Below are 23,894 nucleotides of genomic sequence, written 5' to 3'. Positions count from 1 at the left end.
CAGCCCTCTATAATCTTAAAGATTCTTATATCTAAGATTCTTCTGATTCTAAGAGTCTGTTGGTTGTGGTGGTTGTCACCTGTCCCGCTTTGCCCCGAAAAACACCAGCAAGCATATTGTCGCGCGCTTCTTTCTCCCGGATGTAGGGCTCTGGGGATAGTCTGGAATCCGCTACTGGAGTCAAAGCCTTAGGATGCCCCGGGAAAAACCAGCCCTGTGGACAGAAGCAGGGCAAAAAACCCGGTCCCCAGACTTGTCCCCAGCCGCCCGACGAAGCTGACAGCGCATCGAATTGTGGACAAACTGGCATCTGATACAGTCGCCTCCGACCGACCCGTCTTTTCATCCCGCTTTATCCACAGAAGCCCACAGCCCCAGGTGACCCCCTGTGAACAAACCCCAGAGCTTCTTCCATCTGCACCTGATTTCCGACGCGACCGGCGAAACGCTGCTCGCCGCCGGCCGGGCGGCTTCGGCGCAGTACAAGGATGCGCGCGCCATCGAGCACATCTATCCGCTCATCCGCACCGAAAAGCAGGTGGCGAAAGTGTTCGAGGACATCGAGGAGGAGCCCGGCATCATCCTTTATACGGTCGTCGACCAGAAACTGGCGCGCGGCATCGACGAGCGCTGCGCGACCATGGGCCTGCCCTGTGTATCGGTGCTGGAGCCGGTGCTGACCGTGTTCCAGTCCTATCTCGGCACGCCGGCCGGCCGCCGCGTCGGCGCCCAGCATGTTCTCGACGCCGAATATTTCCGCCGCATCGACGCGCTCAATTTCACCATGGACCATGATGACGGCCAGCTGCCGCTCAACATGGACGATGCCGATGTCGTTTTGATCGGCATCTCGCGCACGTCGAAGACGCCGACCAGCATCTATCTCGCCAACCGCGGCATCAAGACCGCCAACATCCCGATCGTGCTCGGCGTGCCGGTGCCGGAAAGCCTGGTCAACGCCAAGACACCGCTCATCGTTGGGCTGATCGCCACCGCCGAGCGCATCTCGCATGTCCGGCAAAACCGCATCCTCGGCAACAGCAGCTCGTATGAGGCATCGGACTATGTCGACCGCGCGGCGATCAGCGAAGAGCTCGCCTACGCCCGCAATATCTGCACGCGCCATGGCTGGCCGATGATCGACGTCAGCCGCCGCTCGATCGAGGAAACGGCGGCGGCGATCGTTGCCCTACGGGGGAAGAATAGATAAATGAGCGAGGAGTGCGTTTTCCGAGCCTTCCTAGCGGAACTCGGCGCCGCCCCTCACCTGCCTGCCGGCATCCTCTCCCCGTATAGTGACGGGGAGAGGGGCGCTGTCGCCGATGGTTTCGCCAATCGCCGGCGTGGCCGGAAACAGCGCCAGCGCTGAAGCTGCCCCTTTCTCCCCGTCTCTATACGGGGAGAAATGTCCGGCAGGACAATGAGGGGCAGCGCCAACTTTACAGGACTAGAGCTGATCATACTCCAACCGCGCCTGTGTCTGCGCCCGAGTGCAAAAATGACCGAAAAACTCATCCTTGCCTCCGGCAGCCCGTTCCGCAAAGCGATGCTCGTCAATGCTGGCGTCGACGTTGAAGCCGTTCCCGCCGACGTCGACGAGCGCGCGCTCGAAGCGCCTTTGCAGGACAGCGGTGTCTCGCCCGAGGATGTTGCCCTGGTGCTGGCCGAGGCCAAGGCCACCGAAGTCAGCGAGCGCAGGCTGGGCGCCCTGGTGCTCGGCTGCGACCAGACGCTGTCGCTCGGCGACGAGGTGTTCCACAAGCCGGCCGATAGGGAAGGTGCGCGCCGTCATCTCCTGGCACTGTCGGGCAAGACCCATCAGCTCAACAGCGCCGCGGTGCTGGTTCGTGACGGCAAGGTCTTGTGGCGGCATGTCGGCATCGCCTCGATGACCATGCGCAAGCTCGACCCCGCCTTCATCGGCCGTCATCTCGCCCGCGTCGGCGCCAAGGCGCTGTCCAGCGTCGGCGCCTACCAGATCGAAGATGAAGGCATCCAGCTCTTCGAAAAGATCGAAGGCGATCATTTCACCATTGTCGGCCTGCCGCTGTTGCCGCTGCTGGCCGAACTGCGCACGCTGGGGGCGATCGATGGCTAAGAAAAAGGCCTTCGTCACCGGCCATCCGGTCATGCATTCACGCTCGCCGAAAATCCATGGCCACTGGCTGGCCGAACATGGCATCGACGGCAGCTACGAAGCCATCGATGTCGCGCCTGAAGATTTTGCCGCGTTCGTGAAGACGCTGCGGGCCAACGGCTACAGCGGCGGCAACGTCACCATTCCGCACAAGGAGGCGGCTTTCGCGCTGGCCAAACGCCGCGACCCGGCGGCTGAAGAGATCGGCGCCGTCAACACGCTGTGGTTCGAGGCCGGCATCCTGTGGGGCGGCAACACCGACGCGCACGGCTTCGCCGCCAATCTCGACGATCATGCGCCGGGCTGGGCGAGCAAGGGCCCGGCGGTGGTGCTTGGCGCCGGCGGCGCGTCGCGCGCGGTCATCCATGCGCTGAAGCAGCGCGGCGTTGCCGACATCCGCATCGTCAACCGCACGCTCGCCCGGGCTATAGAATTGCGCGATCGTTTCGGCGCCGGCGTTTCGGCGCATGGCATGGCGGCATCAGACGAATTGCTTGGCGATGCCGGCCTGCTGGTCAACACCACGGCACTCGGCATGCATGGCAATGAAGGCCTGTCAGCCGATCCGGCCCGGCTGCCGGACCACGCGATCGTCACCGACATCGTCTATGTGCCGCTTGAGACGCCGCTGCTAGCGGCAGCCCGCGCGCGAAAGCTGAAGACGGTCGACGGCCTCGGCATGCTGCTGCATCAGGCCGTGCCCGGCTTCGAACGTTGGTTCGGTGTCAGACCACAAGTCACGGCGGAACTCCGCACACTCATCGTTGCCGATCTGGTGCCGAAGCCATGATCGTGCTTGGCCTCACCGGCTCGATCGGCATGGGCAAGTCGACCACGGCCAGGATGTTTGCCGAGGCTGGCGTGCCGGTTCACGATTCCGACGAAGCGGTGCATCGCCTCTATGCCGGCAAGGCAGCGCCCCTGGTGGAAGCGGCCTTTCCCGGCACCACATTTGCCGGCGTGGTCGACCGGACAAAACTTGGCGCGCGCGTGCTCGGCGACGCCGCCGCGCTGAAGCGGCTCGAGGCGATCATCCATCCGCTGGTGCGCGCCGGTGCCGACGCCTTTCTTGACAAGCATCGTACCGCAGGCGAATCGATCGCTGTTCTCGACATTCCCTTGCTGTTCGAAACCGGCGGCCGCAACCGCGTCGACAAGGTCGTCGTCGTCACCGCCCCGGCTGAAATCCAGCGCGAACGCGTGCTGGCGCGGCCGGGCATGACGGTAGCGAAGCTGGATTCGATCCTGGCCAAGCAGGTGCCGGACGCGGAAAAGCGCCGTCAGGCCGATTTCATCGTCGACACCGGAAAGGGGCTGGATGCCGCGCGTGCTCAGGTGAATGCGATCATCAGGCAGCTGATCGGGGTCGGGAAGCCGAGCCGCTGACACTTGCTGATGGTTGTCGATGTCGGCGCCGCCCCTCATCTGCCTGCCGGCATCTTCTCCCCGTATAGTGACGGGGAGAAGGACGACTTCGCAACGGATTCCGCTAATCTCCAGCGTTGCAGAGAGAGTGCCGAGGTAGCGGCCGGCCCCTTCTCCCCGTCACTATACGGGGAGAAGTGCCCGGCAGGGCGATGAGGGGCAGCGCAAACCTGTGGCGATTGTCCTAGGCAACGCCGTTTCCCATTGCCATTTTGTTCCGCCCTCACGATTCTGCTCCTTTGGAGCACCTGATTCGATGCGAGAGATCATCTTCGATACCGAAACCACGGGCCTCGATTCGCGCGACGACCGCGTGATCGAGCTGGGCGGCGTCGAGCTGGTCAACCGCTTCCCGACCGGAAAGACCTTCCACCACTACATCAACCCGCAAGGCCGCGCGATCCACGCCGAGGCGCAGGCCGTGCACGGCATCAGCGCGGCGGACCTCGCGGGCAAGCCGACCTTTGCCGAGATCGCGCAGGAGTGGCTGGACTTCACCGACGGCGCCAAGCTGGTCGCTCACAACGCGACGTTCGACGTCGGCTTCCTCAACGTCGAATTCGGTCGGCTCGGCCACCCCGTCATCGACAACGGCCTCGTCGTCGACACGCTGGCACTAGCGCGCCGCAAGCACCCGATGGGTCCCAATTCGCTCGACGCACTCTGCCGGCGCTACGGCATCGACAACACCAGGCGCACCAAGCACGGCGCCCTGCTCGATTCCGAGCTGCTGGCCGAGGTCTATATCGAGCTGATCGGCGGTAAGCAGGCGGCCCTCATCCTCGACAGCGCCACCGCGCCGGCGCAAGGCGGCGAGAATGTCCGCCAGATCGAGATTGTCATCAGCCAGCGGCCGGCACCCTTGCCGCTCCGCTTGACCGAAGCCGAACGCGACGCGCATGCCGGCATGGTCGCCACGCTTGGCGAAAAGGCGTTGTGGCTGAAGGTTGCGGCTGGCTGATCGCAAACTGTTAGCCGAAAACCTTCGCGTCTTCGTCATCCTAGGGCGGAGCAAGGAGCGAAGCGACGCGGCGCAGACCCTAGGATCCATGCCGTGACAGTGATGCAGTGCTCCGGCGGTGCAAGAAACCGAACGCCTACCACCCCGTCCCGCGAAACAGCTCGAACCATTCCGGATTGGCCTTTTCGATTAATTCGATCTTCCATTGGCGCGGCCAGCGCTTCAGCGACTTCTCGCGCTGGATGGCATCGGTGATATCGAAATATTCTTCGTACCAGACCAGCCGTTGAACGCCGTAACGGCTGGTGAAGCGCGAGCCTTCACTGGATTTGTGCTCCGGCATGCGGCGGCCGAGATCGTTGGTGACACCAATATAGATCGTGCCGCGCTTCTGGCTTGCGGTCATGTAGACGTAGCCGGTCATAGTTTTAGCGTACCGAGCACAGGCGCGGGGACAAGCGCCATTCTGATCCGTTGCATTCTAAGGCAAACGTCACGGCATGGATCCTAGGGTCTGCGCTGCGTCGCTGCGCTCCTTGCTCCGCCCTAGGATGACGAAGACGGGGAGGGCCGCGCTACCCTCGAAGGCGCGAGGTCCCTCCAGCATCTTAGCTGTCTCTCGCGCACCCCCCAAAACAAAAAACCCGGCACGAGGCCGGGCTTTTCACAATCCGTGGCAGCCTGCCTCAGCTTACCTGGGCCTTCGACGCCGCCTGGTCCTCGGCCAGCTTCTGCTGGAACATCTGCGCGAAGTCGATCGGGTCGAGCATCAGCGGCGGGAAGCCGCCATTGCGGGTTGCTTCGGCGATGATCTGACGGGCGAACGGGAACAAAAGGCGCGGGCATTCGATGAACAGGATCGGCAGCATGTGTTCCTGCGGGAAGCCTGCGATGGCGAACACGCCGCCATAGACCAGCTCGACATTGAACAGCACTTCCTGGTCGAAGGATGCCTTGGCGTTCAGCGTCAAATTGACGTCGAACTGCTTGTCGGAGAGCGGGTTGGCGTTGACGTTGACGTTGATGGCGATGCCGGGCGCCTTGTCGCGGCCGCGCAGCGAATTCGGCGCGCCGGGGCTTTCGAAGGAAAGGTCCTTCACATACTGCGCCAGCACGTTGAGCGACGGCTGCGCCGCGGTGTTGCCGTTTCCGTTGGCTGCGCCGACCGGCGCGTCATCTTTGCTGGCCATAAGCCTTCGTCCTCTTGCCTGGGCAGCGTCGCTGACCGAATTGAAATCGGGCGTTCGCTACCATGGCGGGGATGACAAGACAAGGTTTGCCGCCTTGCTTCCCGGCCTCGGGATGTGGGGGACGGCGGCCTAGTCGTCCTTCAGACGGCGCCAGGGCGGATTGTGATCCGGGCCGCGCTTGAAATCGTCCTCGCGCGAATAATCGCCATCGTCGAGGTCGATGGTCTTGTCGCGCTGCCGGCCGCGGAAGCCGCCGGTCGAGAAATTGGTGGCCAGTACGACGCGGCCCTTCAGCGCCCGCCAGGCGAGGTCGCGGACCGGCGGCAGGAACAGCAGCAGGCCGATAATGTCCGTGATGAAGCCGGGAATGATCAACAAGATCGCCGCCAGCACGATCATGGCGCCATGCGCCAGCTGACGGCTTGGATCGCGGCCGGCGTCCATTTCGGTCCGGATCCGCGTCATGACGCTGAAACCCTGATGCCGGAGCAGCAGCGCGCCGGCGATACTCGATGCCAGCACCAGGCCGACTGTCGCCAAGGCGCCAACCTGGCGTCCGACAACCACGAAGCCGGCGATTTCCAGCAGCGGAAGTGCCAGGAGAAAAAGCGGAAGGAACGAAATGCGCAAGTCTTGCCAACCTTTTTCGATCGTTTTGGCCGTTTCGGTTGTTTTGGCCCCTGGAGAGCAATCGCCGCTGGCACTGAGGCTGTTAGATAGGTATGCCTGCCTTTGATTTGAATGATTGCGCCTTGCGTTCTATATGCTTTGAATGTTGAACGCTATGCGACCGCGGCCATTGGGCCTGACGGTCCGGCCACAAGGCAGGGATTGATTGGCGGAAGATATGGGATTCTTCGACTTCGGCACGATTTTCTTCCTGATTGCGGCGGTGGTCATCTTTTTCCAGCTGCGCAATGTGCTGGGCCGTCGTACCGGCAGCGAACGGCCGCCCTTCGATCCCTATACGGCGGCCCGCAGCGACAAGGATGCCGCGCAGAAATCCGAAAATGTCGTTTCGCTGCCGCGCAAGCGTCTGCCCGGTGAGCCGGCGGCTGCCGACACCTATGCGGCGATCGACGCTTTTGCCAAGCCCGACACCGACCTCAACAAGGGCCTGCGCACGATCAAGGACAACGACCCGTCCTTCGAGCCGAAGGGTTTTGTCGACGGCGCCAAGATGGCCTACGAGATGATCGTCATGGCCTATGCCGACGGCGACCGCAAAACGCTGAAGAACCTGTTGTCGCGCGAAGTCTTTGACGGCTTTGTCGCCGCGATCGGCGAGCGCGAGGCCAAGGCGGAAAAGATCCAGTCCTCCTTCGTCGGCATCGACAAGGCCGACATCGTCTCGGCCGAGATGAAGGGCGGCGAGGCGCATGTCACGCTGCGCATCATCAGCGAGCTGATTTCGGCGACCCGCGACAAGGCCGGCGCCGTCATCGACGGCGATCCGGAAACCGTCGCCGAGGTCAAGGATGTCTGGACCTTCGCCCGCGACACGCGCTCGCGCGATCCGAACTGGAAGCTCGTCGCCACCGAGGAAGAAGACTGAGTTCGGATACGCGGCGAGGCTCCGGTGTCGCTATCGCCTCTCTTTGTCGGAAAATCTTTCGCTGACCTCCCTGGCTGGGAGGACGACGACCATCTGGCGGCTTTCGCTGCCTTTAGCCGCTCGGCCTTTCATGTCCTGACCAAAGCCTACCGCAGCGGTGCGCTCGGCGTCGACTTCGGCGCCTTTGCCGACGCCTACGCCGAGGCCCGCATTGTTTCGCCGGCGAATCGGTCGCCACTTCTGGATCGGGAGGAAGCCCGCGCCTTCTTCGAACGCCATTTTGTCCCCGTGCTTGTCCACGCAGAGACTGGTGGCGCCGGCCTCGTCACCGGTTTCTACGAGCCGGTGGTCGAGGCATCGCCGGTACGAACGGACCGCTTTTCGGTACCGCTGCTCTCTCGCCCGGCCGATCTCGTCGATATCGACGACAGCAATCGGCCGCCCGACATGGATCCCTACCTTGCCTTCGCGCGGCAGACGCCGGACGGGCCGGTCGCGTATTTCGATCGCGGCGAGATCGAGCGCGGCGCGCTTGTCGGCAAGGGCCTGGAAATCGCCTGGCTGGCCGGCAAGGTCGATGCCTTCTTCATTCACGTGCAGGGCGCGGCGCGGCTCGCCATGACCGACGGCCGGCTTGACCGCGTCACCTATGCCGCCAAATCCGGCCAGCGCTTTACCGGGCCCGGCAAGGTCCTGAGTGTGTCAGGCGAAATCCCGCTCGAGAAAGTGACGATGCAGTCGATCCGAGCCTGGTTCAAGGCGCATCCGGATCGCGTCGACGAGATCCTGTGGCAGAACCGCTCCTACATCTTCTTCCGCAAGGCCCATGTCGAGGACGCAGCCCTTGGCCCGATCGCCGCCGCCAAGGTGCCGCTGACGCCGGGACGCTCCATTGCCGTCGACCGCCTGCTGCACACTTTCGGCACGCCGTTCTACATCGACGCGCCGACACTCACCGCCTTCGACGCAAAGCCGTTCCGCCGCCTGATGATCGCGCAGGACACCGGCTCGGCCATCACCGGACCCGCGCGCGGAGATCTCTTCGCCGGTTCGGGCGATGCCGCCGGCGAGATCGCCGGCGTGGTGCGCAATGCGGCCGATTTTTATGCGCTGGTGCCGCGCGCGCTCGTTCCGGGTGCGGTCCGATGACCCGGCGTCCGGACAAACTCAGCGAGGACGACCGGGTTCTGTGGAACCTGGTGGCGCGCACGGCCAGGCCGCTCAAGGGCAGGATCGCCGTCGATGTCCCTGAAATTGCCGCCGAGGCCAGGCCGACACCGCCGCAACCGGCTCAGACTGCCGCCAACGCCGCAGGGGTCGCAAAGCCGAAAGCTCAGCATGTCACGCACCGCCTCGACGAGCCGACGCTGGATAAATTGTCGAAGGGCCGGCTGCCGATCGAGGGTCGCGTCGACCTGCACGGCATGACGCAGGACGAGGCCTATTCGCTGCTGTTTTCGTTCCTGCACCGGGCGCATGCCGGCGGCATCCGCTATGTCCTGGTCATCACCGGCAAGGGGTCTTCCTCGGGTGGCGATGGCGTCTTGCGGCGCGCCGTGCCCGCCTGGCTGTCGACGCCCGCCTTCCGGCCGCTGGTCTCCAGCCACGACCATGCCGCCCGCAACCATGGCGGCTCGGGCGCCCTTTACATCAGGCTCCGGCGCATCGTGAGGCCAGGTGCATGACCCCGTTCGGCGAGAAGCTGCGGGCGCTCAGAAGCGAACGCGGTGTCAGCCAGAAGGACATGGCGGCGGCGATCGGCGTCAGCGCCGCCTATCTGTCGGCGCTCGAGCATGGCAGGCGTGGCGCGCCGACCTGGACGCTGATCCAGAAGATCATCGGCTATTTCAACATCATCTGGGACGACGCCGAGGAGCTCGCGCGGCTGGCCGAAGCCTCGCATCCGCGTGTGAAACTCGACACGTCGGGCCTGAACCCCGCCGCCACCGAGCTTGCCAATCTGCTAGCCGAGAATATCGAAAAGCTCGACGAAGCAGAGCTTCGCCGCATCACCGCTTCGATCCGCGCGGCACTGGACCGACGGCCATAATCCTGCGCTGCATCAAACTGGCCTGCCGGCGTTCGCCTCGATTTGAGACGCTCGCCGGCAAGCTGCAGTGGTGAAATCAATTCTTGCCGGCCGTGCCGCCATTTCCGCCCCGGCCATGATCGCCATGGTCGTGGCCATTGTTTCCGCCGCCCAGGCAGCTCGAGTCGCCGGCGCCGCAACAGCGGCCGGCCCACACATCGTTGGTCTGCGTGTTGGCGCAGCTTATGGTCTGATCGGCCAGAGCGGGTCCGGCCAAAGCCGATACCGCGACAGCGGCGAGGAAGGCATTTCGCAAAAGTGCGGTCATCTGAAGTCTCCATGATTGGTTTCCGTCTACGGCCATGTGTCGTCGGCCGGGAGGAAATGGTTCACGGAGAGGCGCGAAAATTCATGGGGGACGTGGTTACGTTCGCGGTGGGAAATATTGGCAGACGTCGCGCTGCCCCTCATCCGCCTGCCGGCACCTTCTCCCCGTATAGTGACGGGGAGAAGGGTATAGCCGCGCCGTTGGCGCTTACGACGTTGATGATTGGCGAAAGCGGCGATGAAAGCGTCTTTCTCCCCGTCCCTATACGGGGAGAAATGTCCGGCAGGACAATGAGGGGCGCCGCCGGCCTCGGCTATTTGGCGAAAGCGGCAGCGCGATCGTGCTTCGAAGCTTCCTACTGCACAGCCCCGACCAGCACCTGCTGGCCACCGCGGATCGAGACCCAGCGGCCGGTGTTGTCGATCGCCTGCCGCTTGAGGAAGCGGTAGCCGGTCGCGTCCCATGGCTTGACCTTGTCGGTCAGATTGTCGAGCACATAGTCGCCCTTGTCGGTGCGCACCGTCAGCACCGCGTGGCCCTCGCCGTCGGGCTTGCGCACCACGGTGATCAGAAGATCGGCAAGCGAGATACTCATGCGCGAAAGCTGGCGCCGCTTTTCCAGCACATAGTCCTCGCAATCGCCGACGCCCTTGTCGGGATAGGCCCAGACTTCGTCCTTGCCGTAGATGTCCATGTCGCTCATCGGCTTGACGGCGGCATTGACCCTGGCGGTGACATTGAGAAGCTTGCGCATCAGCCCGTCGGTCATCGGCGCCGGCGCGAGATTGGACGGGCGGATCGAGCATTCGCCCGGATGCAGCTTGCAGAAATCATAGTGGCCGATCGGCTGCGAGGTGAGGCCCCCGGTCGCCATCGCTCCGGCCGCCAAAGCCGGTGCCACCCAGCCTCCCGTTACTGCCAGCCCGGCTGCAACATACACGCGCAGCCTTCGCGCCATTGGTGAGGATATCATTGTCCCCGCTCGCCCTTTGTTATTAACGAAAGGTTAAGGGGGATTTACAGTCCGTGTCAATTACGACGACGGTCGGATTGTCGGCATGGTTACCCGCGGGGCAGTACCGCGTCTATTGTGCAACAGAATCGACCAGCCGGCCGGTTTTGGCGATCAATTGGCCGGATTGGCGCCGTTAAGCTTTGTTCCAGGCACAATGACTACGCTCCTCGGGTCAGCCCGTGGCCATGCTTTTGGGCGGTGCACACTATCTTTTGGCGGTGCGGACCAGCTTTGGCTTCACCGCAACACGCTCCTGGCGGCCATAGCTGGTGATGAAGTCGACGATGCGCGGCACGATCTCGGAACGGAAACGCGAGCCGTTGAACACGCCGTAATGGCCGACCGCCGGCTGCATGTAGTGGGCGTGCCGCTCGGCAGGGATGTTGGGGCACAGATCATGCGCCGCCTTGGTCTGGCCAAGGCCTGATATGTCGTCGTTCTCGCCCTCGACCGTGAACAGCGCGACGTTGCGGATATCAGACGGATCGATCCTGGTGCCGCGATGCGTCATCTCGCCCTTGGGCAAGGCCTGGCGCACGAAGACGGTGTCGACGGTCTGCAGGTAGAACTCTGCCGTCAAATCCATGACAGCCAGATACTCGTCGTAGAAATCGCGGTGCTTCACGGCATTGTCGCCGTCATGCTTCACCAGGTGCATGAAGAAGTCCTTGTGGGCGATGATGTGGCGGTCGAGGTTCATGCTCATGAAGCCGGACAGCTGCAGGAAGCCTGGATAGACCTCGCGGCCGAAGCCCGGCACCGGCCACGGCGCATGCATGACCACATTGTCGCGGAACCAGTCGATGCCCTTTTCCTGCGCCAGCAGATTGACCGCGGTCGGGTTGCTGCGGGTGTCGATCGGCCCGCCCATCAAGGTCATCGTCGAGGGCACGAAGGGATCGCCCTTCGTTTCCATCAGCGCCACGGCGGCCAGCACCGGCACGGAAGGCTGGCACACCGCCATCACATGCGTGTCGGGGCCGAGCGCATGCAGCATGTCGATGATGTAGTCGATATAGTCGTCGAGATCGAAGCTGCCGTCGGCCAGCGGCACCATGCGGGCATCGACCCAGTCGGTGATGTGCACGTCGGCATGGGGCAGCATGGCTTCCACCGTGCCGCGCAGCAGCGTCGCGTAGTGGCCCGACATCGGCGCCACGATCAAAAGCTTGGGATCCGGCCGGCGCCCGGCAGGAATGGCGCGTTCGAAGCGGACGACTTTGCAGAACGGCTTCGACCAGACGGTCTTCTCGGTGACCTCGACGCTCTTCCAGTCAACCACAGTCTTGTCGAGGCCGAAGGTCGGCTTGCCGTAGCGGCGCGTGGTGCGCTCGAACAATTCGGCCGTCGCCGCGACCGAACGGCCCCAGGGCGTGTGGGAAAACGGATTGAGCGGATTGGTGTAGAGCATGCGCACCGCGTCTGCATAGAGACGCGCCGGCTGCAAGGCGGCGTGGTTCATTTCATAGAGCTGGTAGAACATCGAGAACCCCGCTGCTGCCTGCGACCGAAGGGACGACGAGCAGCGCCGAGCCTAAATGTCTCGCGGGGAAGTTAACAACTAATTGCTGCGATGCAATACGTCACGCGGCGTGACCAATGCTTCTTTGGTTCAAGGCACTGGGAATCGGCCCTGAAAGGCGCCAGCCGGCTCAGTGTGCGGCTGCGAAATGTGTAAGTAATGTGTCCGGCCCATGTTGCCGGACACAGGAAGCTTCAGACGCGCGCCATGCAGACGGCGGTGTGGCCGGAGCCGATGAAGCCGAGCTGACCGGCCGCACCCTTCGACAGGTCGAGCACGCGACCCCTAATGAACGGGCCGCGATCGTTGATGCGCACGATGACGCTGCGGCCGTTGTTCTTGTTGGTGACCCTGAGCTTGGTGCCGAAAGGCAAAGTGCGGTGGGCGGCGGTCATCGCCGACGGGTTCATGCGTTCGCCCGATGCGGTCTTGGAGTGCAGGGCATACCAGGAGGCACGGCCGCACTGGGCGGCGGCGGTTGCCGAAGAAGCGCCGACCATAAGGCCAGCAGCGATCGTTACCGCGACAAGCGCGGTCTGTTTTGAGTTCTTCATGTTGAGGGATGGCTCCGTTCTTTGACAGACCCCAGCCGTTAGGTGCCGAATAAGGCAGGAAATGCGGCAATGATCTGGCGGTTCCGTGGCAGTGGCACACGTTTGGAGTCATTGGGTAACAGTCTGTCAGGGATTTTCCGACGAGAAGAGATCAATTGATGATGATCTTCGTGCTGATATCCGGGAATTGTTTGACAAGATCGAGCATAGATATCCAAGTAGAAGTGGACGCAATCGGGCCACTTCCTTTGGCTCTTTCATCGCGGCCATGGCGCCACAATCGATCGACTTCGAAAGCGAGATCCGGCAATGAGACTGACCAAAAATCTGCTGGCCAAGAATCTGCTGGCGTTGATTGTGCTTGCCATCGGCGCGCTGTGGTCGCTGCAGGGCGTCGGCGTGATCGGCGGCAGCTTCATGACTGGCCAGTCGCAATGGCTCTATATCGGCATCGTTACCATGCTGGTCGGGCTGGTTGGGCTGGTGTGGGCAAACCGGTAGGGGTGAGCTTCGAAGAAAGGTCGACCCCCACTCCGTCGAGCTTCGCTCGACACCTCTCCCCGATCGACGGGGGAGAGGAAAGGCGCGAGCTTAAGCAAGGTTGGCACCCTTCCTCTCCCTCCGGAGGGGGAGAGGTGGCGCTGCGAAGCAGCGACGGCGTGGGGGAAGCCGCTCGTCAAATCCTCTGCCCCGACAGACCTACCCGAACAGCCGATCCAGTATCTTGCCCTCCAGCCTCGCCAGCTCCACCGAACCGCGACGGCGCGGCCGTTCCACCGGCACGTCCAGATCGAGCGCGATCCGGCCTTCGCTGATCACCACCACCCGGTCGGCCAGCGCGACCGCCTCGGCGACATCATGCGTGACCAACACCGCCGTGAACTTCTGCGCCAGCCAGATGCGTTCCAGCAATTGCTGCATCTCGATGCGGGTCAGGGCGTCGAGCGCCCCGAGCGGCTCGTCGAGCGCCAGGATCTGCGGGTGACCGACCAGCGCGCGGGCCAGCGCCACGCGCTGCTTCTGGCCGCCGGACAGCACCGAGGGCCATTCGTCGGCACGATCGGCGAGCCCGACCTCGCCCAGAATGTCGAGCGCGCGTTGTTTTGCCTCAGCGCCGGAAGCAATGCCGGTCAGCCCGACCTCGACGTTTTTCACCACGCTGGCCCAGGACAGCAGCCGCGGCTCCTGGAACATGAAGCGGGTGCGGCTGTGTCCTTCCTCTTCCACGCCGAAGGTCAGCGATCCCGATGTCGGCCGGTCGAGGCCGGCGAGCAATCGCAAAAGCGTGCTCTTGCCGCAGCCGCTCTTGCCGATGACGGCAACGAACTGCCCGGCCGGCACGTCGAGATCGATGCCGTCGAGCACGGTCTTGTCGCCGAAGCGTTTCTCCGCATCCTTGAAGGCGAAGGCGCGCTGCCTTGCGGCCGGTTCCACCGGCCGTGACGGTGGCGTGGCGACGAAGGAGCGGACGGCGGTCAGGCTGGCGGCTGTCATGGGCAACATCTCATCCGTTCTGGAAGGCCGGATGCCAGCCGAGCGACAGCCGCTCGAGCAGGCGGGCGAGGCTGTCGGCGAGCTTGCCGAGCAGCGCGTAGATCAGGATCGACAGCACGACGACATCGATCAGCAGGAATTCGCGCGCCTGCATGGCCATGTAGCCAAGGCCGGAACTGGCCGAGATGGTCTCGGCGACGATCAGCGTCAGCCACATGATGCCCAAGGAGTAACGCAGGCCGACGAAGATCGCCGGCAGCGCGCCCGGCAGGATGACACGGAAGAACAGAGCGCGCCGGTCCATGCCGTAGACGCGGCCCATCTCGACCAGCTGCGGGTCGACGCTCTGGATGCCGAGCAGCGTGTTGACATAGATCGGAAAGAACACGCCGAGCGCCACCAGGAAGAGTTTGGCTTCCTCGTCGATGCCGAACCACAGGATCACCAGCGGGATCAGCGCCAGGTGCGGGATGTTGCGGATCATCTGCAGTGTGGTGTCGGTCAGGCCGCGGCTCAGCGTCGACAGTCCGTTGGCAAGGCCAAGCGCAAAGCCGATCGAGCCGCCGACGGCAAAACCGGCAAGGGCGCGCGCGGTCGAGACGCCGATGTTGCGGATCAGTTCGCCCGACAGCGTCAGCCGCCAGAAGGCCTCGGCGACCGCGCTTGGCGCCGGCAGCACGTTGGCCGGCATGACGCCCGCCCGGGATGCAATTTCCCAGCCGGCAACCACCAGCGCCGGGAGCAGCCAGCCGATGCCATTGCTGTGCAGGCGCGTGGAAAAGCTCATGACGAAGCCTGCAGGCGGGCGGCGCCGTGGAAGCCGACAGAGAATTCGTTGGCGATGTTCTCATGCGCCCGCTGCCGCCTGGTGCCGAGCCCGAGCTTTGGAAACAAAAGCTCGGCGACGCGGTAGGCTTCCTCGAGATGCGGATAGCCCGAGCCGATGATGGTGTCGATGCCGATCGCCTGGTACTCGCGGATGCGCTCGGTGATCTGCTCCGGCGTGCCGACCAGTGCCGTGCCGGCGCCGCCACGCACCAGCCCGACGCCGGCCCACAGATTGGGCGACACGACCAGCCGGTCGCGGCGGCCGCCATGCAGCTCGGCCATGCGGCGCTGGCCGACGGAGTCCATCTGGTTGAGGAAGCGCGCCTGCGCGTTTTCGATCTGGGTGTCGGTGACATGGCTGATCAGCCGGTCGGCGGCGCGCCAGGCTTCGTCCTCGGTCTCGCGAACGATGAAATGCAGCCTGATGCCGAAGCGCAGTTTGCGGCCGCGAAGTGCTGCTTTCGCGCGTGCCGAAGCCAGCTTCTCGGCCACCTGCGCCGGCGGCTCGCCCCAGGTCAGATACATGTCGACGAGGTCGGCGGCGAGGTCCTGGCCGGCGTCCGACGAGCCGCCGAAATAGAGCGGCGGCCGCTCTTGGCGCGGCAGAAGGTCGAGACGGCCATTTTCGACGCGATAATATTTGCCGTCGAAATTGACGCGCTCGCCCGACACCAGGCCGCGCCAGATGGTCAGGAATTCATGCGCCTGGGCATAGCGCTCGTCATGCGGCAGGAAGACGCCGTCGCCGGCGAGTTCGGTCGGATTGCCGCCGACCACGACATTGAGCAGCAGGCGGCCATTGCTCAGCCGGTCGAGTGCGGCGGTCTGGCGCGCGGCAAAAGTCGGCAGCGTCACGCCGGGCCGCAGCGCAACGAGGAACTTCAGTCTTTCGGTGAGCGTCGCGAGGCCCGTCGCGGTGATCCAGGAATCCTCGCAGTTCTGGCCGGTCGGCAACAGCACGCCGGGAAAGCCGAGCCGGTCGACCGCTTGCGCGATTTCCTTGAAGTAGCCGAATTCGGGCGGCCGCTGCTGCTCCTCGGAACCGAGATAGGAGCCGTCGCTATGCGTCGGGATGAACCAGAAGAAATCGAGCGGTGCGGTGCTGGCAGGCGCGGTCATGACGGACCTCATGGAAGGTGCAAACGCAAATGGCGCCGGGCGTTTCCACCCGGCGCCATCGAGGGAAAGATCAATTGCCCGGTGCGGTCCACACCGCGTCGGAGATGCGGACCGCGTTCGGGATCAGCCCGAGCTTGTAGAAGCGGTCGGCGGTCGCCTGCTGGCCGGCGATGATCTCGTCGGTGATCGGGAAGATGCCGAATTTGGTGCGGTTGGCGGCGAGGATCTGTGCATCGAGCGGCACGCCCGTCACCTCATGCAGCGCTGCTGCCACCTTGTCGCGGTTCTGGTCCGCCCATTTCGCCGCCTCGCCGAGGGCTGCGATCGTCGTGGTCACGGTTTCGGGGTGCGCCTTGGCGAAATCCTTGTTGGCGAGGAAATAGGTGTTGACCTTGAGCACCTCGCTGGAGCGGGCCAGCACGCGCGGCTGGTAGCGCGTTTCGGCGATGGCGAAGAATGGATCCCAGACGGTCCACGCGTCGATCTGGTCGCTGGCGAAGGCAGCGGCGGCATCCGCCGGGCTGAGATAGACCGGTGTGATCTGGTCGAACGGAATGCCGGCCTTTTCAAGCGCGGCGACGAGCAGATTGTGCGCGCTGGTGCCCTTGCCGACGCCGACGCGCTTGCCCTTGAGGTCGGCGACCGACTGGATCGGCGACGCCGGCTTGACGAAGATCGCCTCGCCCTCGCCATTCGACGGCAGCGCCGCCGCATAGACGATGTTGGCGGCCGACTGGCCGAAGATCGGCGGTGCGTCGCCGGTCCAGCCGACATCGATGGCGCCGACATTGAGCGCTTCGACCAGCGGCGGTCCGGCGGTGAACTCGACCCACTTGACCGTGACGCCCTTGTCGCTGAGCGCCTTTTCGATCACTTGCTGCTGCCTGGCGATCACCGGCAGGCCGGTCTTCTGATAGCCGATGCTGAACTGCTTCAGCTCCTGCGCGTTGGCGCTGAACGACACGGCAACGCCTGCCGCCAGCAGGCCGAGGCCGAAAACGCGTCTGGTCAGATTGAACATGATCCCTCTCCTTGGATGCGGACCGGTGCCGGAAAATGGCCTCGCCGGTTGGAAGATGGATCAGGCTAGGTAGTTCTATAAACTTAGTAGAGGAATGGTTTTGCGAGTTACTCAATGGAGGCGGAATTATTTTCTGCGGAAACCCTTCGTGTTCGTCATCCTAGGGCGGAGCAAGGAGCGAAGCGACGCGGCGCAGACCCTAGGATCCATGCCGTGACGTTGGTCGTGGAATGCGGCGGATCAGAAATGGCGCTTGCACGCCCTCTAACGCGGGCTACCCTTCAAACATGACCGGCTATGTTTACATGACCGCAAGCCAGAAGCGCGGCACGATCTACATCGGCGTCACCAACGACCTCGGCCGCCGCGTACCCGAGCACAAGTCCGGCCAAGGCTCAGGCTTCACCAGCCGCTACGGCGTGCAACGCCTTGTCTGGTACGAGGAGTATTTCGACATCACTGATGCGATCCAACGTGAGAAGTCCTTGAAACGTTGGCCACGCCAATGGAAGATCGACTTGATCGAGACGACCAATCCGGAATGGTTCGAACTCTTTCGCGGAACTGGGTGGTGAGCGTTTTTGCACCGTTGCAACGCGTCCAGGTCGCGGCATGGATCCTAGGGTCTGCGCGCGTCGCTTCGCTCCTTGCTTCGCCCTAGGATGACGAAGAGAGGAATGTCTCGGCCAATCTCGAAGGCTTGTGATTGGCCGCTGTGTGCCGTCCAGGCCCACCCCTCACTGCGACCAATACTGCCAGGCCCAGTAAAAACTCTCGTCGCGTGGCGGCAGGCGGTCGCGCTCGGCGTCCCAGCGCACCGGCGCCGGCGATTTCGGTTGCTGTTCAGGCGGCTGGCTTTCCCTGGTCCAGGCGAGAAGCCAGTTGCCGGCTTGGGCGAACAGCACGGCGGTGGAATGGGTCATCGTCGTTCTCTCCTGCTTTCTGCCTGCTCTTCTGGTTTCCAATCATTCGCGTCCGGCCCACGGGACGAGCACGCGCTCGATCCTGCGGATGATGAATTCGAGTACGAAGGCGATGGCGGCGATCACCAATATGCCCATCACCACGACGTCGGTGACGAGGAACTGGGCGGCCGACTGGATCATGAAGCCAAGCCCGCGCGTCGCCGCCACCAGCTCGGCGGCGACCAGGGTCGACCAGCCGGCGCCAAGCGCGATGCGCAGTCCGGTCAGGATCGAAGGCAGCGCGCTGGGCAGGATCACGTGGCGGACCACTTGCGTGCGCGTCGCGCCAAGCGAGCGCGCCGCATTGATGCGCTCCTGCGAGACGCCGCGAACGCCGGACGCGGTCGACAGCGCCACCGGCGCCAGCATGGCGATCGCGATCACCAGGATTTTCGACGGCTCGCCGATGCCGAACCAGATGATGACCAGCGGCAGATAGGCAAGGGGCGGGATCGGCCGCAGGAATTCCAGCAGCGGATCGAAGATGCCGCGCCCGACCGTGCTGATGCCGATGGCGAGACCAACCGGCACGCCGACGAGGATGGCCGCGATCAGCGCCGCGAACACCCGCCACAGGCTGGCGACGGCATGCTGCAGCAGCGTCGCATCGACGAAGCCGTCACGGGCGACGACGACGAACTTGTTCCACACGGCCACCGGCGACGGCAGGAACACCGGCGACACCAATTGCAGGCGCGCCGACAGTGCCCACAGCGCCAGCACCACCAGGATGGTGACGGCGCTGACCGCGCGCGCGGAGATGCCTTTGCGCTTCGGGCTGGGCCGCGACCACGGCACCGACAGACCGTCGGCCTCGTCGATCTTCCTGCCCGGCCGCTCCGTGTAGGAAGTAACGGTCATGCCGCTTCTCCTTCGAAGATCGCATCGGTCAACTCGCCGCGCGCCGCGGCAAAAGCCGGATCGGCCTTGATGGTGCGAATGGCTTCGCCGGCCGCGTAGCGCCTGGAGAAATTGGGTTCGAAGCTGCGCACCACGCGGCCCGGGCCGGGCGCCAGCACGACGATGCGGGTGGCCAGCACCAGCGCCTCCTCGATGCCGTGCGTCACCATCAGCACGCCGACATCGCTTGCCGTCCACAAATCGAGCAGCGTCGTCTGCATGCGCTCGCGCGTCAGCGCGTCGAGTGCGCCGAGCGGCTCGTCGAGCAGCAGGAATTCCGGTTCGGCGGCCAAGGCGCGGGCGAGGCCGACGCGCTGGCGCATGCCGCCGGACAGTTCCCAGATGCGCTTGTCGCCGGCATCGGTGAGCTTCACCAGCTCAAGCAGTTCATCGGCGCGCCGCGCCCGCTCGGCCGGCCTGATGCCACGCAGCCTGAGCGCGAAGGCGACGTTTTCGCGCGCGGTCAGCCACGGAAACAGCGCATCGTTCTGGAACACCACCGCGCGGTCCGAGCCCGGCGCGGTGATCGGTTGGCCGTCGATGGAGGCAAGCCCACGCGCCGGCGCGACAAGGCCGGCGGCGACATTGAGCAGCGAGGTCTTGCCGCAGCCGGAGCGGCCGACCAGCACGACGAAGTCGCCCTTGGCGACATCGATCGACACAAGCTCGACGGCGGGTGCGGCTTGGCCGTCATAATGGATCGAGACCTTGTCCAGTAGGAGATGGGGGTGGAGCACGAGATGCGGCATGGGTAAATCGCAAGAGGTTCGTCTAAATCTGAATGCCCCGGAGCCGCTCCTCGTCAGCGGTTCCGGGGCAGTCAGCACGCGGCGTCAGGGAAGAAGCGCGCGGGCCGGGTTCATGCGTCTAGTTCGAGGCGAGCGCCTCGGTGACGTATTTCGACGACACGTACTTCGAATAGTCGGGAAGCACGGCGTCGATCTTGCCTTGCTCCTTGAGGAAGGCGGATGTCGCTTCCACCGCCTTGACCGTACCGCCACCCAGGAATTTGTCCGACGCCTGCTCTTCCAGCGTCGGGAAGACATAGCCCTTGAGCAGTTGCGGCACTTCCTCCAGCTTGGCGCCGGTGAGCTTGGCGATCGCCGCCGCCTGCGGCGACGACACCGACCATGCATCGGGCTTCGCCAGGAACTCGGCATAGGCCGCACCCGTCACCTTGACGAAGTCGCGTACAGCCTCAGGGTTCTTTTCTGCAAAGTCGGTGCGCACGATCCAGGCGTCGAAGGTCGGCGCGCCCCAGGCGGCGACCTGCGAGGAATCCAGCACCACCTTGCCCGTCGTCTTGATCTGGCCGAGTGCCGGATCCCAGACGTAAGCCGCATCGATGTCGCCGCGCGAAAAGGCCGCCGCGATTTCCGGTGGCCTGAGATTGAGGATCTCGACCGACTTCGGATCGACGCCTTCATGCTTCAGGGCGGCGAGCAGGCTGTAATGCGTCGTCGAGACGAAGGGCACGGCGACTTTCTTGCCGGCGAGATCGGCGATTTTCTCGATGCCGGCGCCGTTGCGCGCCACCAGCGCCTCGGATTCGCCGATCAGGCCGACGATGAAGATGGTCTGGATCGGCAGCTCGCGGCTCGCCGCCGCCGCCAGCGGGCTCGAGCCGACATAGCCGATATCGACCGAACCGGAAGCCACCGCGGCGATGACATCGGCGCCGGAATCGAATTTGCGCCAGTCGATGGTGGCCTTCGTCGCCTTTTCATAGGCACCGTCGGCCTGCGGCACTTTCGAAGGTTCGACCACCGTCTGATAGCCGATGGTGATCTTGAGGTCGCCGGCAAGGGCCGGGCCGAGGAAGGCCGCACCGGCCAGCGCCGCTGACGAGAGCAGAATAATGCGTCGCGAAATCGTGGACATGAAGGGCTCCTGAAAAGAGAAAAATCGGAATGCCCCATGATAGTCAGCTAATTCTATCGTTCTTGTAGAGTTAAATCCTTCCAACGAAGGCGGGCTTGTTAGAAAAAAGCTGTCGGTGGTGGGGTGGTGAGGCGGATAGGGCGGCTGTGGCGGGCAGGGTGTCGCCACAAGGCAGACCTTTTGATGCCGGCGGGACAGCGCCCCCCTCTGTCCTGCCGGACATCTCCCCCACGCGGGGGAGATTGGCAGTTTCGGCGTGGCGCTCACTCTTGCAACGGTGGAGATTGGCGAAGGCGGCGGTGGCAGTCGATCTCCCCCTCGTGGGGGGAGATGTCCGGCAGGACAGAGGGGGGCGTGAAGGATCGCTGCGTTGCCAAGCCACCCGTAAACGAGAATTCCGCCTCCAGCCCTTACTCGGCAAATCCATACCCCAAACAGCTCTGGATTCGAAAACGCGTTCCGCGTGTTCGGGGGTAAGTATAGTACTCTTATCGACATTAGAGAGTTGGAGTCGGCGATGAGCGACCACCACATCACCAAGATCGCCAGCGGCATGGATCGGCTTTCGCCGTCGCGTCAGTCGATGCCGGTCGCCTCCGGCCCTGGAGGACCATTTGCCATCTCGCTGCCGTCAAAGCGCATTTTTGTGCTCTCTAGGGCACAAAGGCTGGTCAAAATGGCTACAGCGGCTTGAAAACGAAGCAAAATCAACATTCCTCGGCTTGTACATCATGTCACTAGAATTTATGTGTCATGGCAGCTTGGACGCGGCGGGGACGCACGTCGGGCGTTTTGCAACCGATGGTTCCTGGCCGTCGCATGACAGAGAAATTTTGATTTCATGCTCACGAAAAAGGGTAAGTACGGCCTCAAGGCGCTCGTCCACCTTGCGCGATTGCCGGCCGGACAGCTTGCCTTCGTCAACGACATTGCCACCGGCAACAACATCCCGAAGAAATTTCTCGACGCCATTCTCGGCGAGCTGCGCAATGCCGGCTTCGTCCAGAGCCGCAAGGGCAAGGATGGCGGCTATCGCCTCGCCCGGCAGGCGGATGAAATCAAGGTCGGCCATGTCGTGCGCGTCCTCGACGGTCCGCTGGCGCCTATCCCTTGCGCCAGCCGCACCCAGTACCAGCGCTGTGAAGATTGCAACGAGGCGACATGCCAAGTCCGACATCTGATGCTCGAGGTCCGGCAGGCGATCGCCGAGGTGCTCGATCAGCGCAGCCTCGCGGAAATGCGCGATATGGCTACCGACGAGCTGCCGGTTGCGGTGAAGGTCCAGGCCTGACACTGGCGCTGCGCAAGGCATGCCAATGATCGGGCGCGCCAACTCGATCATCATTGTCGGCGGTGGCGCCAGCGGCGTCGTGCTGGCCGCGCATCTCTTGAAATCGTCCAATCCCGACCTGCGCGTCACGCTGATCGAAAAGCGCCCGCATTTCGGCCAGGGCATCGCCTATTCGACGCTGCTGTCGGCGCATGTGCTCAATGTCAGTGCCGCCGGCATGAGCGCCTATGCCGACGATCCCGGCAATTTCTGGCGCTGGCTGCAGGAGCGCGGCTTTGCAACCCCCGAACAGGCGCCGGTCTACGCGCCGCGCAGCATCTATGCCCGCTATCTCGGCGAGTTGCTCGACGAGCTGGAGGCGCGGGAAAAGCCGACCGGACGTCTTCGGCTTATCCGCGAGGAAAGCCTCGCCATCACGCCCACCCCGTCCGGCGTCGAGGTGGCGCTGGCCAATGGCACCAGCGTCGTTGCGCATCTCGCCGTACTGGCCACCGGCCATGACGAGGAGCCGGCGCAAGGCCATGCCGTCAGGATGGGCTCGAAAGCCGACATAGCGCTCCCGTCGGACAGCTGCGTCATGGTGCTCGGCACCGGCCTCAGCATGGTCGATGCGTTCCTGGCGCTGGAACAGCGCGGCCATCGCGGCGACATCGTCGCTGTGTCGCGGCGCGGCCTGCTGCCCTCGCCGCATCGCAAGGGCAATCCGATCAAGCTCGACGTCGCCGACATTCCCGTCGGCACCCAATTGTCCTATTTCGTCGGCTGGTTCCGCGACCTGATCAAGGAGAACCAGAAGGCCGGCATCGACTGGCGCGACGTCGTCGACGGCCTGCGGCCGTTCAACCAGAAGATCTGGCAGAACTGGCCGGCTTCCGCCAAGCGCCGCTTTGTCGAACACACCAAGGCCTGGTGGGACATCCACCGCCATCGCATGGCGCCCGAGGTCTACGCCCGCGTTACCGAAGCCGTCCAATCCGGTCGCATCCGTCTGGTCGCCGGCCGCGTCGTCGACATCGTGCGCAATGGCGAATTCACCGTCCAGGTCCAGTCGCGCCACACACAGCGCCTCGAAACGTTCGAGGTCGCCCGCATCTACGATTGCTCGGGCATCGTCAGGGACATCTCGACCTCGTCGAACAGCGTCGTGCGCTCGCTGGTCGACCGTGGTCTGGCACGGCCGGACCCGCTGCGCATCGGCCTCGACGTGTCGGCCAATTGCGAGATCATTGCCGGCGACGGCACCGTTTCGGCCAAGATTCTCGCCGTCGGCCCGCTGACGCGCGGCACCTTCTTCGAGATCGACGCCATTCCCGATATCCGCGTGCAGTGTGCCAGGCTGAGCAAGCAACTGCTGGGGTGAGTGGTTGCGGGTAGCGCTCTACGGCGCCCCCCTCCGGCCTGCCGGCCATCTCCCCCACAAGGAGGGAGATTGGCTGACACGACAGCCTTCGCCAATTATCGACGTTGGAAGGCATGCGGGGGCGCTGAAGCTGCCAATCTCCCCACGCGTGGGGGAGATGGCCGGCAGGCCAGAGGGGGCGTGCCCCACCGACCGGGCCAAACCCTGGAATTTCATTCCGCATCTGGCCGGTTGATTGGCACGATCTATCTTCTTTCCGACTGCAAAGGGCTGGAAAAGAGGATACGCTGCCGCTCTGCCACGAGGCGGTCGCTTGGTC

At 63.9% G+C, this 23,894-nt stretch carries 29 protein-coding genes; 14 read left to right on the top strand and 15 right to left on the bottom strand.

What is annotated here, in order from left to right:
- Window positions 1-388 precede the first annotated feature (388 nt).
- The 5 genes from HB777_30165 (at window position 389) to dnaQ (ending at window position 4,523) form a co-directional block, all read left to right on the top strand.
- Window positions 389-1,210 (top strand): kinase/pyrophosphorylase, encoded by an 822-nt coding sequence (locus HB777_30165; protein QND67790.1) that lies wholly within the window; start codon window positions 389-391, stop codon window positions 1,208-1,210.
- 288 nt (window positions 1,211-1,498) lie between these two features.
- Window positions 1,499-2,098 carry a Maf-like protein gene (locus tag HB777_30160; protein ID QND67789.1) on the top strand — a complete coding sequence of 200 codons (600 nt, stop codon included), beginning with the start codon at window positions 1,499-1,501 and terminating at the stop codon, window positions 2,096-2,098.
- Entirely contained in the window at window positions 2,091-2,927 is an 837-nt protein-coding gene (locus HB777_30155; GenBank protein ID QND67788.1) for a shikimate dehydrogenase, read from the top strand. The genes HB777_30160 and HB777_30155 overlap by 8 nt, the downstream gene beginning before the upstream one ends.
- Window positions 2,924-3,523 (top strand): dephospho-CoA kinase, encoded by a 600-nt coding sequence (locus HB777_30150; protein QND67787.1) that lies wholly within the window; start codon window positions 2,924-2,926, stop codon window positions 3,521-3,523. Before HB777_30155 ends, HB777_30150 begins: the two co-directional genes overlap by 4 nt.
- A 295-nt stretch (window positions 3,524-3,818) precedes the next feature.
- Window positions 3,819-4,523 carry a DNA polymerase III subunit epsilon gene (gene dnaQ, locus HB777_30145; protein QND67786.1) on the top strand — a complete coding sequence of 235 codons (705 nt, stop codon included), beginning with the start codon at window positions 3,819-3,821 and terminating at the stop codon, window positions 4,521-4,523.
- Between the two features lie 136 nt (window positions 4,524-4,659).
- Here dnaQ and HB777_30140 read toward each other — a convergent pair whose 3' ends face one another.
- The 3 genes from HB777_30140 to fxsA form a co-directional block, all read right to left on the bottom strand.
- A complete protein-coding gene (locus tag HB777_30140; GenBank protein QND67785.1) occupies window positions 4,660-4,947 on the bottom strand; it encodes a GIY-YIG nuclease family protein in 288 nt (95 codons plus the stop codon).
- 262 nt (window positions 4,948-5,209) lie between these two features.
- Entirely contained in the window at window positions 5,210-5,713 is a 504-nt protein-coding gene (gene secB, locus HB777_30135; protein ID QND67784.1) for a protein-export chaperone SecB, read from the bottom strand.
- Window positions 5,714-5,842: 129 nt separating this feature from the next.
- Window positions 5,843-6,364 (bottom strand): membrane protein FxsA, encoded by a 522-nt coding sequence (fxsA, locus tag HB777_30130; protein ID QND68951.1) that lies wholly within the window; start codon window positions 6,362-6,364, stop codon window positions 5,843-5,845.
- A 196-nt stretch (window positions 6,365-6,560) separates the two neighbouring features.
- Between fxsA and HB777_30125 the strand changes: the two genes are divergently transcribed.
- Genes HB777_30125 through HB777_30110 form a run of 4 tightly spaced genes read left to right on the top strand, consistent with a single transcriptional unit; the run spans window position 6,561 to window position 9,318 of the window.
- Window positions 6,561-7,268: a Tim44 domain-containing protein gene (locus HB777_30125; GenBank protein QND67783.1), complete on the top strand. Its 708-nt coding sequence runs from the start codon at window positions 6,561-6,563 to the stop codon at window positions 7,266-7,268.
- Window positions 7,269-7,292: 24 nt separating this feature from the next.
- Complete coding sequence (locus HB777_30120; protein QND67782.1) at window positions 7,293-8,417, top strand: murein transglycosylase A; 1,125 nt, start codon at window positions 7,293-7,295, stop codon at window positions 8,415-8,417.
- On the top strand, window positions 8,414-8,953 hold the full coding sequence (locus tag HB777_30115) for a Smr/MutS family protein (protein ID QND67781.1): 540 nt from the start codon (window positions 8,414-8,416) through the stop codon (window positions 8,951-8,953). Before HB777_30120 ends, HB777_30115 begins: the two co-directional genes overlap by 4 nt.
- Window positions 8,950-9,318 (top strand): helix-turn-helix transcriptional regulator, encoded by a 369-nt coding sequence (locus tag HB777_30110; protein QND67780.1) that lies wholly within the window; start codon window positions 8,950-8,952, stop codon window positions 9,316-9,318. Before HB777_30115 ends, HB777_30110 begins: the two co-directional genes overlap by 4 nt.
- A 76-nt stretch (window positions 9,319-9,394) precedes the next feature.
- Here HB777_30110 and HB777_30105 read toward each other — a convergent pair whose 3' ends face one another.
- The 4 genes from HB777_30105 to HB777_30090 form a co-directional block, all read right to left on the bottom strand.
- Window positions 9,395-9,625, bottom strand: a complete 231-nt coding sequence (locus HB777_30105) for a hypothetical protein (GenBank protein QND67779.1) — start codon at window positions 9,623-9,625, stop codon at window positions 9,395-9,397.
- A gap of 355 nt (window positions 9,626-9,980) precedes the next feature.
- Window positions 9,981-10,598 carry a transglutaminase-like cysteine peptidase gene (locus HB777_30100; GenBank protein ID QND67778.1) on the bottom strand — a complete coding sequence of 206 codons (618 nt, stop codon included), beginning with the start codon at window positions 10,596-10,598 and terminating at the stop codon, window positions 9,981-9,983.
- 247 nt (window positions 10,599-10,845) lie between these two features.
- Window positions 10,846-12,123, bottom strand: a complete 1,278-nt coding sequence (locus tag HB777_30095; protein ID QND67777.1) for a polyhydroxyalkanoate depolymerase — start codon at window positions 12,121-12,123, stop codon at window positions 10,846-10,848.
- 233 nt (window positions 12,124-12,356) lie between these two features.
- On the bottom strand, window positions 12,357-12,716 hold the full coding sequence (locus tag HB777_30090) for a septal ring lytic transglycosylase RlpA family protein (protein ID QND67776.1): 360 nt from the start codon (window positions 12,714-12,716) through the stop codon (window positions 12,357-12,359).
- 309 nt (window positions 12,717-13,025) lie between these two features.
- Between HB777_30090 and HB777_30085 the strand changes: the two genes are divergently transcribed.
- Window positions 13,026-13,217, top strand: a complete 192-nt coding sequence (locus HB777_30085; GenBank protein ID QND67775.1) for a hypothetical protein — start codon at window positions 13,026-13,028, stop codon at window positions 13,215-13,217.
- Between the two features lie 198 nt (window positions 13,218-13,415).
- On the opposite strand, the gene HB777_30080 is transcribed toward HB777_30085, so the two are convergent.
- From HB777_30080 to HB777_30065, 4 genes are all read right to left on the bottom strand, one after another.
- Window positions 13,416-14,210 (bottom strand): ATP-binding cassette domain-containing protein, encoded by a 795-nt coding sequence (locus tag HB777_30080; protein ID QND67774.1) that lies wholly within the window; start codon window positions 14,208-14,210, stop codon window positions 13,416-13,418.
- A 10-nt stretch (window positions 14,211-14,220) separates the two neighbouring features.
- Window positions 14,221-14,997: an ABC transporter permease subunit gene (locus HB777_30075; protein QND67773.1), complete on the bottom strand. Its 777-nt coding sequence runs from the start codon at window positions 14,995-14,997 to the stop codon at window positions 14,221-14,223.
- Window positions 14,994-16,157, bottom strand: a complete 1,164-nt coding sequence (gene ssuD, locus HB777_30070) for an FMNH2-dependent alkanesulfonate monooxygenase (protein QND67772.1) — start codon at window positions 16,155-16,157, stop codon at window positions 14,994-14,996. The genes HB777_30075 and ssuD overlap by 4 nt, the downstream gene beginning before the upstream one ends.
- Window positions 16,158-16,227: 70 nt before the next feature.
- Window positions 16,228-17,178 carry a sulfonate ABC transporter substrate-binding protein gene (locus tag HB777_30065; GenBank protein QND67771.1) on the bottom strand — a complete coding sequence of 317 codons (951 nt, stop codon included), beginning with the start codon at window positions 17,176-17,178 and terminating at the stop codon, window positions 16,228-16,230.
- A gap of 287 nt (window positions 17,179-17,465) precedes the next feature.
- Between HB777_30065 and HB777_30060 the strand changes: the two genes are divergently transcribed.
- On the top strand, window positions 17,466-17,753 hold the full coding sequence (locus HB777_30060; protein ID QND67770.1) for a GIY-YIG nuclease family protein: 288 nt from the start codon (window positions 17,466-17,468) through the stop codon (window positions 17,751-17,753).
- A 162-nt stretch (window positions 17,754-17,915) separates the two neighbouring features.
- On the opposite strand, the gene HB777_30055 is transcribed toward HB777_30060, so the two are convergent.
- From HB777_30055 to tauA, 4 genes are all read right to left on the bottom strand, one after another.
- Window positions 17,916-18,101: a hypothetical protein gene (locus tag HB777_30055; GenBank protein ID QND67769.1), complete on the bottom strand. Its 186-nt coding sequence runs from the start codon at window positions 18,099-18,101 to the stop codon at window positions 17,916-17,918.
- A gap of 42 nt (window positions 18,102-18,143) precedes the next feature.
- Window positions 18,144-19,004: an ABC transporter permease subunit gene (locus HB777_30050; GenBank protein ID QND67768.1), complete on the bottom strand. Its 861-nt coding sequence runs from the start codon at window positions 19,002-19,004 to the stop codon at window positions 18,144-18,146.
- Entirely contained in the window at window positions 19,001-19,792 is a 792-nt protein-coding gene (locus tag HB777_30045; GenBank protein ID QND67767.1) for an ATP-binding cassette domain-containing protein, read from the bottom strand. Before HB777_30045 ends, HB777_30050 begins: the two co-directional genes overlap by 4 nt.
- Before the next feature lie 118 nt (window positions 19,793-19,910).
- Entirely contained in the window at window positions 19,911-20,924 is a 1,014-nt protein-coding gene (tauA, locus tag HB777_30040; protein ID QND67766.1) for a taurine ABC transporter substrate-binding protein, read from the bottom strand.
- Window positions 20,925-21,441: 517 nt separating this feature from the next.
- Between tauA and HB777_30035 the strand changes: the two genes are divergently transcribed.
- The 3 genes from HB777_30035 (at window position 21,442) to HB777_30025 (ending at window position 23,575) form a co-directional block, all read left to right on the top strand.
- The gene (locus HB777_30035; GenBank protein ID QND67765.1) at window positions 21,442-21,618 is read left to right on the top strand and encodes a hypothetical protein; all 177 of its coding nucleotides are present in this window, start codon (window positions 21,442-21,444) and stop codon (window positions 21,616-21,618) included.
- Between the two features lie 147 nt (window positions 21,619-21,765).
- A complete protein-coding gene (locus HB777_30030) occupies window positions 21,766-22,215 on the top strand; it encodes an Rrf2 family transcriptional regulator (protein QND67764.1) in 450 nt (149 codons plus the stop codon).
- 25 nt (window positions 22,216-22,240) lie between these two features.
- Window positions 22,241-23,575 (top strand): NAD(P)-binding protein, encoded by a 1,335-nt coding sequence (locus HB777_30025; protein ID QND68950.1) that lies wholly within the window; start codon window positions 22,241-22,243, stop codon window positions 23,573-23,575.
- The last annotated feature ends 319 nt before the right edge of the window (window positions 23,576-23,894 follow it).

It is taken from the genome of Mesorhizobium loti (assembly GCA_014189435.1).
GTDB classification, from domain to species: Bacteria; Pseudomonadota; Alphaproteobacteria; order Rhizobiales; family Rhizobiaceae; genus Mesorhizobium; species Mesorhizobium loti_G.
This window is presented reverse-complemented; position numbering and strand designations above follow the sequence as displayed.

What these genes read in the sequence shown, in the direction of transcription:
- HB777_30045 (QND67767.1), bottom strand. Translation starts at nt 19,792, where the DNA reads ATGCCGCATCTCGTGCTCCACCCCCATCTCCTACTGGACAAGGTCTCG.
- HB777_30100 (QND67778.1), bottom strand. Translation starts at nt 10,598, where the DNA reads ATGATATCCTCACCAATGGCGCGAAGGCTGCGCGTGTATGTTGCAGCC.
- ssuD (QND67772.1), bottom strand. Translation starts at nt 16,157, where the DNA reads ATGACCGCGCCTGCCAGCACCGCACCGCTCGATTTCTTCTGGTTCATC.
- HB777_30115 (QND67781.1), top strand. Translation starts at nt 8,414, where the DNA reads ATGACCCGGCGTCCGGACAAACTCAGCGAGGACGACCGGGTTCTGTGG.
- HB777_30125 (QND67783.1), top strand. Translation starts at nt 6,561, where the DNA reads ATGGGATTCTTCGACTTCGGCACGATTTTCTTCCTGATTGCGGCGGTG.
- HB777_30080 (QND67774.1), bottom strand. Translation starts at nt 14,210, where the DNA reads ATGACAGCCGCCAGCCTGACCGCCGTCCGCTCCTTCGTCGCCACGCCA.
- HB777_30075 (QND67773.1), bottom strand. Translation starts at nt 14,997, where the DNA reads ATGAGCTTTTCCACGCGCCTGCACAGCAATGGCATCGGCTGGCTGCTC.
- HB777_30030 (QND67764.1), top strand. Translation starts at nt 21,766, where the DNA reads ATGCTCACGAAAAAGGGTAAGTACGGCCTCAAGGCGCTCGTCCACCTT.
- HB777_30160 (QND67789.1), top strand. Translation starts at nt 1,499, where the DNA reads ATGACCGAAAAACTCATCCTTGCCTCCGGCAGCCCGTTCCGCAAAGCG.
- HB777_30105 (QND67779.1), bottom strand. Translation starts at nt 9,625, where the DNA reads ATGACCGCACTTTTGCGAAATGCCTTCCTCGCCGCTGTCGCGGTATCG.
- HB777_30155 (QND67788.1), top strand. Translation starts at nt 2,091, where the DNA reads ATGGCTAAGAAAAAGGCCTTCGTCACCGGCCATCCGGTCATGCATTCA.
- HB777_30090 (QND67776.1), bottom strand. Translation starts at nt 12,716, where the DNA reads ATGAAGAACTCAAAACAGACCGCGCTTGTCGCGGTAACGATCGCTGCT.
- HB777_30095 (QND67777.1), bottom strand. Translation starts at nt 12,123, where the DNA reads ATGTTCTACCAGCTCTATGAAATGAACCACGCCGCCTTGCAGCCGGCG.
- HB777_30140 (QND67785.1), bottom strand. Translation starts at nt 4,947, where the DNA reads ATGACCGGCTACGTCTACATGACCGCAAGCCAGAAGCGCGGCACGATC.
- HB777_30110 (QND67780.1), top strand. Translation starts at nt 8,950, where the DNA reads ATGACCCCGTTCGGCGAGAAGCTGCGGGCGCTCAGAAGCGAACGCGGT.
- HB777_30065 (QND67771.1), bottom strand. Translation starts at nt 17,178, where the DNA reads ATGTTCAATCTGACCAGACGCGTTTTCGGCCTCGGCCTGCTGGCGGCA.
- HB777_30035 (QND67765.1), top strand. Translation starts at nt 21,442, where the DNA reads ATGAGCGACCACCACATCACCAAGATCGCCAGCGGCATGGATCGGCTT.
- HB777_30050 (QND67768.1), bottom strand. Translation starts at nt 19,004, where the DNA reads ATGACCGTTACTTCCTACACGGAGCGGCCGGGCAGGAAGATCGACGAG.
- HB777_30060 (QND67770.1), top strand. Translation starts at nt 17,466, where the DNA reads ATGACCGGCTATGTTTACATGACCGCAAGCCAGAAGCGCGGCACGATC.
- HB777_30150 (QND67787.1), top strand. Translation starts at nt 2,924, where the DNA reads ATGATCGTGCTTGGCCTCACCGGCTCGATCGGCATGGGCAAGTCGACC.
- HB777_30085 (QND67775.1), top strand. Translation starts at nt 13,026, where the DNA reads ATGAGACTGACCAAAAATCTGCTGGCCAAGAATCTGCTGGCGTTGATT.
- tauA (QND67766.1), bottom strand. Translation starts at nt 20,924, where the DNA reads ATGTCCACGATTTCGCGACGCATTATTCTGCTCTCGTCAGCGGCGCTG.
- secB (QND67784.1), bottom strand. Translation starts at nt 5,713, where the DNA reads ATGGCCAGCAAAGATGACGCGCCGGTCGGCGCAGCCAACGGAAACGGC.
- dnaQ (QND67786.1), top strand. Translation starts at nt 3,819, where the DNA reads ATGCGAGAGATCATCTTCGATACCGAAACCACGGGCCTCGATTCGCGC.
- HB777_30025 (QND68950.1), top strand. Translation starts at nt 22,241, where the DNA reads ATGATCGGGCGCGCCAACTCGATCATCATTGTCGGCGGTGGCGCCAGC.
- HB777_30055 (QND67769.1), bottom strand. Translation starts at nt 18,101, where the DNA reads ATGACCCATTCCACCGCCGTGCTGTTCGCCCAAGCCGGCAACTGGCTT.